Annotated in this window: 14 protein-coding genes and 1 pseudogene; 10 read left to right on the plus strand and 5 right to left on the minus strand. The window is 75.9% G+C overall.

The window, feature by feature from the left end; all coding sequences use genetic code 11:
- Positions 1–35 precede the first annotated feature (35 nt).
- Positions 36–1,541 carry an MFS transporter gene (locus VM636_RS29065; protein WP_338486071.1) on the minus strand — a complete coding sequence of 502 codons (1,506 nt, stop codon included), beginning with the start codon at positions 1,539–1,541 and terminating at the stop codon, positions 36–38.
- 53 nt (positions 1,542–1,594) lie between these two features.
- Here VM636_RS29065 and VM636_RS29070 point away from each other — a divergent pair, with 53 nt between their 5' ends.
- Positions 1,595–2,266 (plus strand): CGNR zinc finger domain-containing protein, encoded by a 672-nt coding sequence (locus VM636_RS29070; protein ID WP_338486073.1) that lies wholly within the window; start codon positions 1,595–1,597, stop codon positions 2,264–2,266.
- 87 nt (positions 2,267–2,353) lie between these two features.
- Positions 2,354–3,289, plus strand: a complete 936-nt coding sequence (locus VM636_RS29075; protein WP_030419358.1) for an ion transporter — start codon at positions 2,354–2,356, stop codon at positions 3,287–3,289.
- A 66-nt stretch (positions 3,290–3,355) separates the two neighbouring features.
- Here the strand turns inward: VM636_RS29075 and VM636_RS29080 are convergent, their stop codons facing one another.
- Complete coding sequence (locus VM636_RS29080; protein WP_030419359.1) at positions 3,356–4,363, minus strand: glycoside hydrolase family 11 protein; 1,008 nt, start codon at positions 4,361–4,363, stop codon at positions 3,356–3,358.
- 486 nt (positions 4,364–4,849) lie between these two features.
- Between VM636_RS29080 and VM636_RS29085 the strand changes: the two genes are divergently transcribed.
- Positions 4,850–5,305: a GtrA family protein gene (locus tag VM636_RS29085; protein ID WP_234312532.1), complete on the plus strand. Its 456-nt coding sequence runs from the start codon at positions 4,850–4,852 to the stop codon at positions 5,303–5,305.
- Between the two features lie 249 nt (positions 5,306–5,554).
- Here VM636_RS29085 and VM636_RS29090 read toward each other — a convergent pair whose 3' ends face one another.
- Positions 5,555–6,442, minus strand: a complete 888-nt coding sequence (locus tag VM636_RS29090; RefSeq protein WP_338486076.1) for an FUSC family protein — start codon at positions 6,440–6,442, stop codon at positions 5,555–5,557.
- Positions 6,443–6,554: 112 nt separating this feature from the next.
- Between VM636_RS29090 and VM636_RS29095 the strand changes: the two are divergent.
- The 5 genes and pseudogenes from VM636_RS29095 to msrA all read left to right on the plus strand — a co-directional run.
- Positions 6,555–7,080: pseudogene (locus tag VM636_RS29095) on the plus strand (urease accessory UreF family protein); the annotation flags it as partial.
- Between the two features lie 37 nt (positions 7,081–7,117).
- Positions 7,118–7,528 carry a GTP-binding protein gene (locus VM636_RS29100; RefSeq protein WP_030419362.1) on the plus strand — a complete coding sequence of 137 codons (411 nt, stop codon included), beginning with the start codon at positions 7,118–7,120 and terminating at the stop codon, positions 7,526–7,528.
- Between the two features lies 1 nt (position 7,529).
- Entirely contained in the window at positions 7,530–8,471 is a 942-nt protein-coding gene (locus VM636_RS29105; protein WP_338486079.1) for an urease accessory protein UreD, read from the plus strand.
- A 31-nt stretch (positions 8,472–8,502) separates the two neighbouring features.
- A complete protein-coding gene (locus tag VM636_RS29110) occupies positions 8,503–9,849 on the plus strand; it encodes an ammonium transporter (protein ID WP_030419364.1) in 1,347 nt (448 codons plus the stop codon).
- A 177-nt stretch (positions 9,850–10,026) separates the two neighbouring features.
- Positions 10,027–10,539, plus strand: coding sequence for a peptide-methionine (S)-S-oxide reductase MsrA (msrA, locus tag VM636_RS29115; protein ID WP_030419365.1), 513 nt, complete (start codon positions 10,027–10,029; stop codon positions 10,537–10,539).
- A gap of 81 nt (positions 10,540–10,620) precedes the next feature.
- Here msrA and VM636_RS29120 read toward each other — a convergent pair whose 3' ends face one another.
- Together VM636_RS29120 and VM636_RS29125 are read right to left on the minus strand one after the other, a co-directional pair.
- The gene (locus VM636_RS29120) at positions 10,621–11,238 is read right to left on the minus strand and encodes a vitamin K epoxide reductase family protein (protein ID WP_338486082.1); all 618 of its coding nucleotides are present in this window, start codon (positions 11,236–11,238) and stop codon (positions 10,621–10,623) included.
- 97 nt (positions 11,239–11,335) lie between these two features.
- On the minus strand, positions 11,336–11,737 hold the full coding sequence (locus VM636_RS29125; protein WP_338486084.1) for a hypothetical protein: 402 nt from the start codon (positions 11,735–11,737) through the stop codon (positions 11,336–11,338).
- A gap of 758 nt (positions 11,738–12,495) precedes the next feature.
- Between VM636_RS29125 and VM636_RS29130 the strand changes: the two genes are divergently transcribed.
- Entirely contained in the window at positions 12,496–13,068 is a 573-nt protein-coding gene (locus VM636_RS29130; RefSeq protein WP_338486086.1) for a hemerythrin domain-containing protein, read from the plus strand.
- 447 nt (positions 13,069–13,515) lie between these two features.
- Positions 13,516–14,496: a hypothetical protein gene (locus VM636_RS29135; RefSeq protein WP_338486088.1), complete on the plus strand. Its 981-nt coding sequence runs from the start codon at positions 13,516–13,518 to the stop codon at positions 14,494–14,496.
- Positions 14,497–14,526 lie beyond the last annotated feature (30 nt).

The following is a 14,526-nucleotide window of genomic DNA, read 5'->3' on the forward strand; positions in this document are numbered from 1 at the left end:
CGTCGCCGAGGTGCTGACAGGCGGGGTGCCGCCTGTCACGGTGCCTGACGGTATGCCGCCCTGTCAGGTGCCCCCTTCGGGGTGCCGTCCGACGGCGGGCGGGCCGAAGCGCTGCCGTGGGGCGCGGGGTCGCCCGGCGCGGTGCCGGCGGGCCCGCTCCCCGCGCCGTCCGACGGCAGCCGGGCCGGGGCCAGGACCGAGGCGACCGCCAGAGCGGCCGCCGCCGTCAGGGCCGCCGTCAGGGACCGGGCGGCGAGCGGCCCGGCCAGCGCCGCCCCCGCCGCGAAGCCGGTGATCTTCAGGCTGGCGCCGGTCGTGAACACCTGTCCGCGCAGCTCCGCCGGAGCCTCCCGGTGCCGTACCGCGAACAGGGCCGTGAGCTGCGGCCCCTCGCCGGCGCCGACCACGACCGCGGCGGCCACCAGCACGGTCGGCCCGCCGCCCGCCAACGCCGCCAGGGCGAACCCGGCCCCCTGCGCCAGGGCGCCGGCCCGCACGATCCCGTCCGGCGCCGCGGCGTCCGCGTACCGCGCGAACAGGGCGTTGGCCACCAGCGCGGACAGCGCGGCGCAGGCGAACAGCAGCGCGCCGCGCCCCGCCGAGCCGAACGCGCGCTCCCCGAGCAGCGGCACGCAGGCGGTGAACACTCCCTGCGCCACGCAGCAGATCACCGAGGTCAGCGTGGCGCGTCCCAGCAGGGGCGAGCGCGCCACCACCCGGATCCCGGCGGTGAGACGGCCGGCCACGTCGCGGACCGCGCCCACCCGGCCGGCCACGTCGCGGACCGCGCCCACCCGGCCGGCCACGTCGCGGACCGCGCCCACCCCGCCGGCCACGTGGCGGGCGGCGCGCTCCCGGGCGGTGGCGCCGGACGCACGCGGCCCGGCCGCAGCGGTACCGCCGGCGGACGCCCCGCCGGTGTCGTGCCCCCGCGCCGCACCCCCCTCGGCCCCCACACCCGCCCTTGTCTCCCGCCGGGGCAGGCTCCACGCCGCCGGCATCGCCAGGGCGATCAGCGCGGCCGAGACCCCCACCGCCGCCGACGCGCCCGCGATCTCCGCCACCGTTCCCGCCAGCGCCGGACCCGCCAGGCTGGCCACCCCGAAGGACATGGCGTCCAGCGCGTTCGCCCGCGGCAGCCGGCCGCCCGGCACCACCCGGGGGAGCTGCGCCGTCCAGCCTCCCGACAGTGCGGGACCGAGCAGCCCCGTGACCACCGCGATCAGCAGCGTCAGCGCGAAGGGGAGGCGGCCGAGGGCGGCCAGCACCCCCGTGACCCCCGCCGCGTACAGCAGCAGCGCGGCGGCCAGCAGGCGGCCCGGCCGGGCCGCCGAGTCCAGCAGCGCGCCGATCACCGGCCCGCCGGCCGCCGCGGCGACCGTGACGGCGGCCAGCAGCGACGACGCCTCGGCGGCCGAGCCGGACAGCGCGAAGCCGGCCAGCAGCAGCGCGGGCCCCGACATCTCGTCCCCGGCCCGCGCCGCCACCGCCCCCGTCAGGTACGAGGTCAGGGGGTACCGCCGTGTCATCCGTCCGGTCATCCGCGAGACGCTACGGACGTAACGCAGAACGACGCAAGATGCGTTACATTCGGATGGTGCTCCCGCCCCGTGAGAAGCGCCCCGGACACCCGCACGAGAACCGCCGCGGGAACTCGCGCCGGGAGCCCGCCGACAGACCCGGCGACAGCCCGGGGCAGGGGCCGCCCGCGCCCCGCGACCCGAGGTCCGCCCGGCACTCCCCGTCGGCCGCCGCCCGGCGCACCGCCGACCTCGTCAACACGCTCGCCGACGACGCGGCCGGCCCCGGCGACATCGCCGCCGCCCTGCGCGCCCACGGCGAGAACGACCCCCTCCACCTCACCCCGGCCGACCTCGCCGGACTGCGGGAGGCGGCGGGCCGGCTCCGGGAGGTCTTCGCCGCCGGCACCGCGGAGCACGCCGTCACCGTCCTCAACCGCCTCCTGCACGAGCACACCGGCCCACTGCGGCTCACCTCCCACCGCGGCGCCTCGCCCTGGCACCCGCACGTCGACCCGGACGACGACGCCCCCTGGCCCGAGTGGTTCCTCGCCTCGTCCTGCCTGGCGCTCGCCGTCCTGGTCTGGACCCACCAGCGCCCGCCCGGGGGGATCTGCGCCGCCGACGGCTGCCTCCGGGTCTACGTCAGCCAGGGCAGCGGCCGGGACCGCCGCTACTGCTCACGCCGGTGCGCCACCCGCGAGCGCGTCGCGGCCCACCGCCGCCGGCACTCCCCGCCCCGGTAGTCCGGACCGTCCGCGCACCCCCATCTACAGTGCTGTAGAAAACGTTCTGGAACTTGATCACTTGAGTACGGAGCGGACACGAGCAGGATGACCCCACACCCCGACCACGCGGACACGTTCGGACGGGCCCGCCTGGCACTGGCGCGACGGGCGGGCGCCGTCACCGAGGCCCGCTGGTTCTCCCTCACCGTCTTCGTGCTCATCGTCGTCAACGCAGCCCTGCTGGGCGCCGAGACCTTCCGCGGGCTGGCCGAGGAATGGCACCAGTGGTTACGTTTCGGCGAGCACCTGTGTCTGGCCGCGTTCACGGTGGAACTGGCCTTGCGGCTGTGCGCGTACGCCGACCGCCCGCGCGCCTTCTTCCGCGACCCGTGGAACCTCTTCGACCTCGCCGTGGTGGCCTGCGCCTTCCTCCCGGTGATCCGCGAGAACACCACCGTCCTGCGGCTGCTGCGCCTCGCCCGCGTCCTGCGCTCCGCACGCTTCCTGCCCCAACTGCGCGTCGTCATGGTGGCGGTGGTGCGCAGCGTGCCCGGCACGGCGAGCTTCCTGCTCGTGGGCACCCTGCTGATGTACGTCTACGCCATGGTCGGCTGGGTCTTCTTCGGCCGTGACGACCCGGAGCAGTACGGTTCGATCGGCCGCGCCGTGCTGACCCTGTTCCTGCTGATGACGCTGGACGGCCTCGGCGACGCCGTCCACGCCGGTCTCGCCATCTCCCGCTGGAGCATCTTCTACTACGCCTCGTACGTGCTGTTCGCCTCCTTCGTGCTGGTCAACGTGCTCATCGGCGTCGTCATCAGCTCCCTGGAGGAGGCCCGCGAGATCGAGCGGCGGCACGACCGCGACGCCGCGGTGCGCTCCGGCCCGCCGGAACCGGACCTCAGGGCGCGCATCGCCGCCGCCCGGCACGCCCTCGACGAACTGGAGGCGAGCCTCGGCCGGCCCCCGCTGCCCGCCGCCCGCACCCGGGACCGTGAACCCGAACCGGACGCGGCCCCCGGTGCTCCCCGGCCCGGCTGACCGCTCGCGGCGCACGAGGGTGCGGCGGCCGGGAGAGCCGCCGCACCCGGGGGGCCTTTGCCCCCGCTAGGTGGTGGCGCAGGTGACGGTGGGCCAGGTCCAGGTGCCGTTGGCCTGGAGGGTGACGCCCCAGGTGTTGCCGTTGCCGTTGGGTTTGGCGGTGAGCACTTGGGCGCTGGGGTAGGTCGCGGAGACGTTCCAGGTGGCGATGATCTTCTCGGGTGCGGGGACGTTCATGGTGACCGTCCAGTCGGAGGAGCCGCTGACGGTGACGTCGAGGTTGTAGCGGTCGCTCCACTGCGCGCCGGCGGAGAGGGTGGCGGTGCAGCCCCCACCGCCGCCACCGCCACCCCCGCCTCCGCCACCCCCACCGGAGCCGGACTCGCCCACGGTGATGCTGGAGCTGCCGCTGCTCTGGTAGCCCTCGGTGGCGAGGATCATGTAGTTGAAGCCGCCCAGGGGCATGCCGTTGCGGGCCCAGGCGTCGAAGTGGTTCCCGCTGCTGATCGTGCCGCCGGTCCGCTTCGCCTGGCGCACGCTCCAGTACTGCTTGAACGTCCGCGTGCCCTCGATGGACGGGGCGTTGACGCGTGTCGTCTCGTAGATGTCGTAGGTGCCGCCGTCGCTGGTGACGGTGCCCTTGTACGTGCCCGTGGGCCGGTAGGTGCCCCAGTTGTCGACGACGTAGTACTCGATGAGCGGGTTGGTCGTCCAGCCGTACAGCGCCAGGTACGCGTTGCCGGAGGGGTTGAAGCTGCCGGAGTACGTGACGTTCTTGCGTCCGCCGGTGCTCCAGCCCTTGCCGGCCACGAAGTTGCCGGTGTTGCGCCACGAGGTGCTGTACTTGCCGCCGGAGCCCATGGTCATGGAGACGGTGCCCTGGCTGTCGGTCCAGAAGGAGTAGTAGTGACCGTTGTCCGTGCCGGTCTGGTTGGTCGTGACGACGGTGTCCGCCGAGGCCGTGCCCGGCAGCAGCATCGCGGCCAGGGCGGCGAGCGCGACGGCCCACGCGGAGCGGACCGGCAGCCTGGTGCGGCCCCGTCCGGGGCTTCTGGGACGTGCGAGCGGGTTCATGTGCGTGCTTCCTCCTTGCGGTGGGTGCCGGGTGAGACGGGCGGCGCGCGACGCCCCCGGGGCGGCGTCGCGGGACGCGATGCGGAGCGCGGACCGGCGTCGCGGGGGAGCGGGGGAACGGGGCGGAGCGCGGGGAGAGCGTGGTGCGAAGGCGGGGGGAACCGGCGGGGCCGGGCCCTCTCGACGGCGACCAGTCTTGGCCTGTCCCCGTCAAGCGTCAATGCTTTCGGTAGATGTTTCGAATGATTCGCTGGAGTGGAGGAGTCGGCCGGATGGGTTCCGGCCAGTCGGAATACCGACAGGGAGGGGGTGCTGGTGTCCGGCTCTCGTACGCATCCCCGGGGCGCGGGCGGGTTCGATGGGCCGCAGTTCGTCGAAACTTTCGCTGAGCTTCCGGAGGCGGGACGGAACGCCGGGGCGTAGTAGGCTCCCCGACCACGAGGCTCCCGGGGTGCGCGGGGCCGGTGGACCGCGGGGGAGTGGCGTGTGGTGCGGCCGAAGGCGTCCCGGGACGCACCCGCCGGCGCCGGTCGCCGGCCGCCGTGGTCGCGGGAGGCCGGCTGGTTCGTCGTCATCGGCGTCGCGTCGACCGCCGGACAGGCCCTCCTGTACTGGCTCCTGCGGGCCTGGTGGCCCCCAGCCGCCGCCAACCTCGCCTCGCTGCTCGTGCTGACGGTGCTCAACACGGAGGCGAACCGCAGGCTGACCTTCCGGCACGCGGGCGCGTCGGCCGCCCGCGCCCACCTCGGGGCCGGCGGCCTCTTCCTGCTCGGCTACCTGGTCACCTCCGGGGCGGTCCTCGCCTTCCGGTACGCCGCCCCGGAGGCGTCCCCGGCCGCCGAGGCCCTCGTCCTCGCCGTCACCTCGGTCCTGGTCACCGTCGTCCGCTTCACCGTCCTGCGGCTGGCCGTCTTCCGGGGGCCCGCGAGCGACGGCGGCTGATCGCGCGCCGTCCGGCGGCCGAGATGCGCGAACGGGGCCGATGCGCTACAGTCGATCTTGTTCGAACGGCCACCCGGCCGAACCGAACGACACGCGTTGGTCGTCTAAGGAAAGACGCCCCACTTCCTGTGGGGAAATGCAGGTGCAAGGCCGGCCCAGCGCTCCGAGGGGGTCCCCGTGCCACGGAAGTGGCACGGGGACTTCGTGCGTTCGCGGCCGAACACGCCTCCGTGGCACGCCCGCGTGACGTCAGCCGGCGCCGGTCCGGCCCAGCAGTGCCGAGCGCACGGCCGACAGCCGGGGGGTCAGCCCGGGGGCGGCCGGCTCGGGCACCGGCACGGGGCCGTCCAGCGCGGCACGCAGCGCATCGGAGCCGGGCAGACCCGCACGGGCCGCGGTGGCCAGGGCCGCCATCTGGTCACCCGCCCGTACGCCGGCCTCGACGGCGGGTGCCGGAGGGCCGCCGAGCACGGACCACGAGAGCAGGCGCCGGACGGCCAGGACGGTCGGCCACAGCCGTTCGGCGGTTCCGGAACGGCGAACCTCCTCCGCCGGAACGGAGGCGTACACGGTCCACAGCTCGGCCGTCCGCCGCCAGGCGAAGCCGGCGCACTCCGCCCCGGCGGACCCGGTGCACAGGCGGACGCGGAGGGCGGCCCCGGTCGCGCCCACCGCCTGCGACACCGCGGCGCACACCCGGCCCGAGGGCACCCCCCGCACCACCAGCGCGGTGGCCACCCCGAGCGCGAGACCCAGGGTGAGGTCCAGCAGGCGGTACGCGGCGAGTGTGCCCAGCCCCGTTCCGGGCGGCGACGCGGCGCTCGCCAGCAACAGCGCGACGGGCGTGGACAGCAGCATGCGGGAGAACAGCGCGCTCGACGGCACCGTGCGAGAGGCCCCGTGGGCCAGGGTGGCGCAGGCGACGGTCACCCACACCCCCGGTTGGTAGGAGTGGAACGCCAGCGCGGTGACCGCCACACCGGCGACCGTGCCCGACAGCCGTGCCACCGCGCGCCGCGTGGGCTGCACGCCCGGCCCTCCCTGCAACGCGGCGGCCGCCCCCACCGCCACCCATGACGGATGCAACAGCGGCAGCACGGCTCCCAGCGCGGTGCCCACCGCGACGGCCAGGCCCACGCGCAAGGCGAGGGGAGGGGCCGGGGAGGAGCGCGACAACAGCCCCCGCAGATCCGCTCCGACACCCTGTCGCGGGGGCAACCGCACGGTCCCGCGCACGTACACGTCCCCTGGCGCCGCCGACGCCACCGCCCTGGCCCTGGCCCACGGTGCCCGTGGCGGCCGGCGACTGGGAGGAGGTGGCAGCCACGGACGTACGGCTGTACGCCTCCAAACTGAACCGGGAGACCCGGCAGGCCGCCACCCGGACCGGACGCCAACTGCTGGACCTGGCCCGTGAGGTCTTCGGCGCGGACGGCATCGCCCGCTACCACCGGACGGTGTCCGCGCGCGAGGCGCCCGGAACACAGGCCGTGGCCGCCGGGGTCGTGTACGCGGCGACGGGGGTGCCGGTGCGGCACGCGGTGGCCGCGGACCTGTTCGTGTTCTGCGCGAGCTTCGCCGGAGCCGCGCTCAGGCTGCGGCTCACCGACCACCGCGGGGCCCAGGTGCTGCTGCGGCGGACCGCCCCCGTGATCGAGGAGACCACCCGGGAGGCGCTGGCCCGGAGCCCGGCCGACCTGGGGGCGACCACCTTCGCCGCGGACGTCATGTCCGCCCGCCACGAGCGGGCCGAGGCCCGCCTGTTCGCCAGTTGACGGGCCGCGCCGCGCGGCCGGCACCGAGAGGAAGACCATGACAGACAACATCCTGCGCGTCGGTATCGGCGGGCCCGTCGGCTCCGGCAAGACCGCCCTCATCGAGGCACTGGTCCCCGTCCTGATCGGTCAGGGCCGCCGGCCCGCGGTGATCACCAACGACATCTACACCCAGGAGGACGCCCAGCACATCCGGCACACGCTGGCCGGGGTCCTCGACCCCGAACGCGTCGTGGGCGTGGAGACCGGCGCCTGCCCGCACACGGCCGTGCGCGACGACCCGACGATGAACCTGGCCGCGGGCGCCGAGATGCTGGAGCGCTTCCCCGACGTCGACGTCCTCCTCTACGAGAGCGGGGGCGACAACCTGACGCTCACCTGCCTGACGGGCACGGGGGTCGCCGAGGTCGCGGACTTCCTGGAGTCCCGGCGCGCGGTACTGATCTGAGATGCCGGGGACACGCGACCGGCTCGCGCCGGAATACTACGAACCCGTCCGGCTGCCGCCGGAGTTCGCGGGCCTGGCCACCGTGCCCGACACCCTCGGCCCCGGGTCACCGGCCAAGGTCGGCGTCCTCGACCTGACCTACGCGCTGCGCGGCGACCGGACCGAACTGGTCGGCCGCTACCAGAAGTCGCCGCTGGAGATCATGCGCCCGCTCTACGTCGACCCGTCGCTGCCCGGCATGGCCTGTACCTACGTCATGGCGACGGGGGGCGGCATCGCCCAGGCCGACCGCTACCGGCAGGACATCACGTGCGGGCCGGGGACCGAGGTCCTGATCACCACCCAGGCGGCCACCAAGGTCTACCGGATGGAGCACGACTACGCGACGCAGCGCATCCACATCGGCGCCGACGACGGCGCCTACGTCGAGTACCTGCCCGACCCGCTCATCCCCTTCCGGGGCGCGCGCTTCCACCAGAGCGCGGTACTGACCGTCCACGAGAGCGCCACCGCCGTCTACGCGGAGACGGTCACCGCCGGCCGGATCGCCCGCGGCGAACGGCACGCGTACACCCTGCTCGCCGGCGACCTGGAGATCCGCCGCCCCGACGGGACGCTGCTCGCCGTGGACACGCTGCGGCTGCGCCCGGCGGGGCCCGGCGGGGTGACCGGACCCGCCGTCTTCGCGGGCCACGACCACGTCGCCTCGCTGTTCGTGGTCAGTGGGCGCCGCCCGGCCGCGGAGATCGCCGACACCCTGCACGCCTGTCTGACGGGCATGGAGGTGGTCCACGGGGCCAGCGTCCTGCCACAGGACTGCGGGGCGTGGGTGCGCGTCCTGGGCCGGGAGCAGCCCCGGGTCGCCGACGCGGTGCGGGCCGCCTGGGACGCCGTACGGCGGCTGCTCACCGGACACCCCGCACCCGATCTGCGCAAGCAGTAGCCCCCGCCCGACGCCGGAGGAGACCGAGCCCGTGATCACCGCACCCGCACCCATGCCGCCCGCCTACGACTCCGGCGACACCGCCTGGATGCTGGCCGCGGCCGCCATGGTGCTGCTGATGACCCCAGCCCTCGCCTTCTTCTACGGCGGGATGGTCCGCACCAAGCACGTCCTGGTGATGCTCAAGATGAGCTTCGCCTCCCTGTGCTTCGTGAGCATCCTCTGGTTCATCGTCGGGTACACGCTCGCCTTCGGGCCCGATGCCGGCGGCGTGGGCCTCATCGGCAACCTCGACCACGCCTTCCTGCGCGGCATCGCGCCGAACACGCTGACCGGATCCATCCCCACCTACGTCTACAGCACGTTCCAGATGGGCTTCGCCATCGTCACCGTGGCACTGATCAGCGGTTCCATCGCGGGGCGGGCCACGATGCGCGGATGGCTGGTCTTCTCGGTGCTGTGGCTGCTCATCGTGTACGTGCCCATCGCACACTGGGTGTTCGACACCAAGAACGGCTGGATCTCCCGGCACCTGGGCGCCCTGGACTTCGCCGGAGGGCTGCCGGTGGAACTGAACTCCGGCATCGCCGGGCTGGCCGTCGCCCTGGTCATCCGTGGCCCGGCGGACTTCCGGCGCAAGGAACCACGGCCCAACAACATCCCCCTGGTCATGATCGGTGTGGCGCTGCTCTGGTTCGGCTGGCTGGCCTTCAACGCCGGTTCGGCGGTCCGTGACACCGGCACCGCCGCCACCGCGTTCATCAACACGCAGCTCGGGGCGGCGGGCGCCATGGTCACCTGGCCGCTGGTGGAGTACTGGCGGACCAGGCGGGTCACGATGATGGGGGTCGGTTCGGCGGCCGTGGCGGGCATGGTCGCGATCACCCCCGCGTGCGGGGAGATCGACCCCTCGGGCGCGCTGGTCACCGGGCTGGTGGCCGGCGCGTTCTGCGCCTTCGCCGTCACGCTCAAGTACCGCCTGAACGTGGACGACACCCTCGACGTGGTCGGCGTGCACGGAGCGGGCGGACTGATCGGCCTGCTCATGGTCGGTCTCTTCGCCACCTCCGAGGTCAGCGGCAAGGAGGGCCTGTTCTACGGTGGCGGCGGCTCGCTCCTGTGGCGCCAGGTGGTCGCCATCCTGGCCGTGGCCGCCTACTCCCTCGTCCTCACCTGGCTGCTCGCCAAGGCCGTGGACAAGGTCGTCGGATTCGCGGACCCCGAGGCGTACGCCTCCGTCCCGGGCGAGGACGAGGAACGCGCCTACGACTTCCGCACCGCGGCCCGGCTGGACGCGCTGGCGGCGGGCGGCGCGGGCCTGGACAAGGCGACCGTCGCCGAGATCGGGCGGCTGCTGCGCGAGCACCGGGAGGGGTAGCGCCGGGCCGGGGCGCGACGGGCGGGTGCGGGGAGTGGTTTCCGGGCGTCCGGGCAGGTGGGACGGTGGTGGCGGGAACGGCGCGGGAGCGTGTGAGGATGGAGGTCCGGCGGTCGCCGGCGTGTGTGCGCGCAGCGAACGGCGCACGCGCGAGCCGCGGAGAAAGGGTGACACCTGATGACTGAGCGTACGCAGCGGGCCCTGCTGGCGGGCGGCTGCTTCTGGGGCATGCAGGAACTGATCCGCAAGCAGCCCGGCGTGCTGTCCACCCGGGTCGGATACAGCGGCGGCGAACTGGCCCACCCCACCTACCGGCGCCACGACGGGCACGCCGAGTCGATCGAGATCCTCTACGACCCGGCCGTGACCGACTACCGGGCCGTCCTGGAGTTCTTCTTCCAGATCCACGACCCGACCACCCGCGACCGGCAGGGCAACGACATCGGGTCGAGCTACCGGTCCGCGATCTTCTATCTGGACGACGAACAGCGCCGTGTCGCCGAGGAGACCATCGCCGACGTCGAGGCGTCCGGGCTCTGGCCGGGCCCGGTGGTGACCGAGGTCGAGCCGGCCGGGGAGTTCTGGGAGGCCGAGCCCGAGCACCAGGACTACCTCCAGCGCTACCCGAACGGCTACACCTGCCACTTCCCCCGTCCCGGCTGGCGCCTGCCGAGGCGGCAGGAGGTCTGAGCCGGAGCGCGGGCGGGCGCGTGGGGCGCCGGCGCGGCCCCCGCGCGCACCCGCGTGGGGGCCGGCGGCGGGCCCGCCCGGCTACCACGGCCCGCGCCAGTACGGCCAGAAGCGGGTCAGCACCAGCAGGGCGATGACCCCGTACCAGCCGGCGAGCAGCAGACCGTGGGTGTCCCGCAGCAGCACCCGCACGCCCGGGGGAGCCCGCAGCAGCCCGTGCTCCAGGCAGAGCAGGGCGAGGAACCAGAACAGGGCGATGGTCACCACCCACACGACGACGCAGTACGGGCAGAGCTTGTTCAGCTCGTACAGCGACTGCCACAGCAGCCAGTGGACGAACACCACGCCCGCCAGCGCGCCCCCGGCCAGCGCGCGCCACGTCCACGGGGGCAGCCGGGTCCCCGCGAGGACCGCCACGCCCACCGCGGCGACGACGGCGAACGCGGACAGGCCCAGCACCATGTTCGGGAAGCCGAACAAGCTCCCCTGCGGGCTGGACATGACCCCGCCGCAGCTCACCACCGGACTGATGTCGCACGAGGGCCGGTAGGCCGGATCGCGCAGCATCCGCCAGTCGTCCACCGTGAGCCGGAACGAGGCGTACCAGCCGACAATCCCGGCGAGCAGCAGGACCAGTCCGGTGCGCCGGTCCGCCGCCACCGGGGCGCCGCCCCGCGGCCCCGCCGCCGGTCCCGCCACGGCCGGCCCCGGCCCGTTCACACCGGCCGCCGCGAGGCCGCGCGCCGGCCGCGTGCGCCGGCCCCCTCGGGCGGGGCCGCGGGGGCGGGGCAGGTGCTCACGGACGGCCGCTCCCCGTCGGGCCCGGCGCCTGGCGCGGCACCCGGGCCGGCGTCGCGAACTCCCCGGCTCCGTGGGCCCCGTCCGTCCCGAGGGCGCCGTACGGGTCGAGCCCCGCCCGCTCGCCGGGCGGGCCCTCGGCGAGCGGCTTCGCCACGGCCTCCCGGCCGGCCCGCGTGGCCGGCGGCAGCACGGTCAGCAGCGCCGACAGCACGCGCCGGTACGGGGAACCGGCGTCGGACGGCGCCCGGTGGCCCCGCCCCGGGCCCCGGCGGCGGCGCGGCGGAGCCTCGCCCGCGCCGGGGCCGGCCGGCGCGGCGAACTCCGGGGCACGGCGGCGCACGGCCGCGCGGACGCGGGTGCGGACGATGGCCGGGATGGTGGCGGGCAGGGGGCTCATGCGGGTCCTTCCGTGACGGTGCGGAGCAGGGTGGGTACGCCGAGCGGGCCCGGGCACCCGGCCGGCGGTCCGGGGCCCTCCACCGGGCACCGGTTCCCCGGGGCGCCCGGCGCCGCCGCGTCCTCGCGGTGCGGGGACGGCAGCGCGTCGCGGCCGGCGCGTCCCGGCGCGGACCGCGGGCCGCCCGGCCTCGATGCGCGGGAAGCGGAAGGCACACCTCTCCGCCTCGCCGGCGGCGTGGTGACGTCCGCCTTCGGGTGCGGGCAGACGGTGACGCGCATCCGCCGGCCGCGGCAGCGGTCCTGGTGTTCCCGGTTCCCGTCGCGCTCGTTTCCCATGGTCCGAACGCTAGGCGGCCCCCGGCGCGCGGCCCCGGGGCCGCCGGGCCCCGCCCGGTCGGCGTCCGGCCCACCCGGCGCCCGTGGTCCAGGGACCAACGGCCCTCTTGCCAGGGCCGGTCGGCCGCGAGTACGACGGGCTCGGCGGTGCATGCTGGCACTGGTCGAACCGCTGCCGCCCACCGCGACGACGGCACGGGCCGGACCGCCAGGTCATTCCCCCGTCCCTGGCCCCGGCGCGTGGCGCGCCCGGCGCGCGTCAGCCGGTCCGGTCCCGCGTCCGGCCGCCGCCCACCGCGGCCGGGCGCGGTCATCCGCTCTCCCGGAACCGGCCCCCGGCCGGCCCCTGACGACCCGGCGGACGCGCTGTTCCCCGCCCGCGTCGCCCGCCGGCGCCGGACCGACCCGCCGGAGGCCCCCATGGACCCCCTCACCCTCGCGTCGACGCCGGAGGACGCCGCCGCCCTGCGGGCCGCCGAGGCACACCACGCCCGCCTGGTGGGGGAGTTGACGGCCCGGGTCACCCTGCTGCTCACCGGCGCGGGCCGCGACCCGGCGGCGGGCCGGCGCATCCACCGCGGCCTGCTCGCCTTCTGCGACCGCGCCGTCCTGCCGCACCTGTCCGCCAGCGCGGCCGTCCTCTACCCCGCCGCCCGCGCCCTGCCCGAGGCCCGGCCGCTGATCGACGGCCTGATCGCCGAACACGCCTGCCTGGGCGGGCTCGTCGGCGCGCTGCGCTCCGCAAGCCCGGCGGGCGCGATCGCCGACGCCCGCGCGCTCCAGGTCCTCCTGGAGGAACACCTCGCCAAGGAGACCGGCCTCGTGCTGCCCCTGCTCGCCATGGCCCCCGGCATCCGCCTCTCCGTCCTCCACGCCGACCTCGACCGGCGCCTGTCCACCGGACCGCCCGAGACGGACCCGCGGGCCCCCGGGACCCGCGAGGGCGGCGAGGCAGGCGGCGGGGGCGGGCCCGCGGGGACCGGCGGAGCGTAGCCGGCGCCCGGGGCCCCGCGCCGGACGCACCGCGGCCGGCCCGTCCAGCCCGGCCGCCCCCGCGTCACCAGCTCACCGGCACCCGTGATCCTCCCCACCCGGCTCGCCACCGGCCGGGCCCCCGCCCGGTACCGCGGCCTCACCCGGGCCTCGCCGAACCCGGCTACGGGCGCCCCTCGCCGCCGGACCCGGCCCCTTCGCCCCGGTCGTGATCGCCGCCGGACCCGGCCCCGCCCCCGCCAGGGGCCGTCCGGCGCCCGCGCCCTCGCCGTGGCCCCCTGACCGGCTCCCTCGGCGTGGTCCTGTCCGCCACCGCCCCGCCCGCGAGCCGACGCCCGCTCCCATGGGGCCGGACGGCCCCTTGCCCGGGGCCGGTCAACCCTCGCCCCGCACCCGGGGACGGCGGAGGGTGGGGGAGAACGGGCCGAGCCGTGTGAAGGAGCCGCCATGCAGACCCGCGAAGTCGACGCCACAGCCGTCCAGGCCCTGCTGGCCGCGGCGGTGGCCGCGCCGTCCATCCACAACACGCAGCCCTGGCGGTTCCGCCTGGACCCCGACAGCCGCTCCGTCGAGGTCCGCGTCGACCGCAACCGGTCCCTGCCGCTGACCGACCCCGAGCGGCGGGCCCAGTTCCTCTCCGTGGGCGCCGCCGTCCTCAACCTCCGGGTGGCCGCCGCCCACCTGGGCTGGACCCCGCTCGTGCGGCTGCTGCCGACGGTCGAGGACCCCACGCTGCTGGCCACCGTGCAACTGGCCGGCCCCGCCACCGGCACCCCGGACCCCGTGGCCGGGCTCTACGACGCGGTCGAGCGGCGGCACACCAGCCGGATGCCGTTCACCGGCCGCCCCGTCCCGGACGCCGTCGTCGCCGACATGACCGGCGCGGCCCGCGCCGAGGGCGCCCAGCTCGACGTCCCCGACATCATCGGGACCCGGCGGCTGCTGCGCCTGACCCAGGCCGCGGAGGCGCGCAACGCCACCCACCCCGAGCGCGCCGCGGAGACCCGCACCTGGCTCACCACGCCGGGCGCCGAGTCCGCGTACGGCATCCCCGTGACCGCGCTCGGCCCCCGCGACAGCGCGGGGCACGTGCCGATGCGGGACTTCTCGGCACCCCTGCGGCTGCCGGCCCTGCGCTTCGAACGGCACGTCCAGGTCGCCCTGTTGTGGACGCCCCGGGACCGGCTGGGGGACTGGCTGCGGGCCGGCCAGGCCCTGGAGCGGGTCCTGCTGACGGCCACCGTCCACGGGGTGCGGACGTCGATGCTGCACCAGGCGATGGAGTGGCCCGACCTGCGCGCGGCGATGAGCGCACCGCGCAGCCGCTGCTGCCCCCAGCTCCTCATCCGCTTCGGTTACGGACCGGAGGGCGGACGAACCCCGCGCGCCGCCACGACCCGCACCCCCCGCGCCTTCCCCCACGGCTGACCCCGGGCCGTACTCCCCGCCCGCGCTCGC

It is taken from the genome of Streptomyces sp. SCSIO 75703 (assembly GCF_036607905.1).
GTDB lineage: Bacteria > Actinomycetota > Actinomycetes > Streptomycetales > Streptomycetaceae > Streptomyces.

Excerpts from the sequence above, each read along its gene's own strand:
- VM636_RS29065 (WP_338486071.1), bottom strand. The coding sequence starts at position 1,541 with ATGACCGGACGGATGACACGGCGGTACCCCCTGACCTCGTACCTGACG.
- VM636_RS29070 (WP_338486073.1), top strand. The coding sequence starts at position 1,595 with ATGGTGCTCCCGCCCCGTGAGAAGCGCCCCGGACACCCGCACGAGAAC.
- VM636_RS29075 (WP_030419358.1), top strand. The coding sequence starts at position 2,354 with ATGACCCCACACCCCGACCACGCGGACACGTTCGGACGGGCCCGCCTG.
- VM636_RS29080 (WP_030419359.1), bottom strand. The coding sequence starts at position 4,363 with ATGAACCCGCTCGCACGTCCCAGAAGCCCCGGACGGGGCCGCACCAGG.
- VM636_RS29100 (WP_030419362.1), top strand. The coding sequence starts at position 7,118 with ATGACAGACAACATCCTGCGCGTCGGTATCGGCGGGCCCGTCGGCTCC.
- VM636_RS29105 (WP_338486079.1), top strand. The coding sequence starts at position 7,530 with ATGCCGGGGACACGCGACCGGCTCGCGCCGGAATACTACGAACCCGTC.
- msrA (WP_030419365.1), top strand. The coding sequence starts at position 10,027 with ATGACTGAGCGTACGCAGCGGGCCCTGCTGGCGGGCGGCTGCTTCTGG.
- VM636_RS29125 (WP_338486084.1), bottom strand. The coding sequence starts at position 11,737 with ATGAGCCCCCTGCCCGCCACCATCCCGGCCATCGTCCGCACCCGCGTC.
- VM636_RS29130 (WP_338486086.1), top strand. The coding sequence starts at position 12,496 with ATGGACCCCCTCACCCTCGCGTCGACGCCGGAGGACGCCGCCGCCCTG.
- VM636_RS29135 (WP_338486088.1), top strand. The coding sequence starts at position 13,516 with ATGCAGACCCGCGAAGTCGACGCCACAGCCGTCCAGGCCCTGCTGGCC.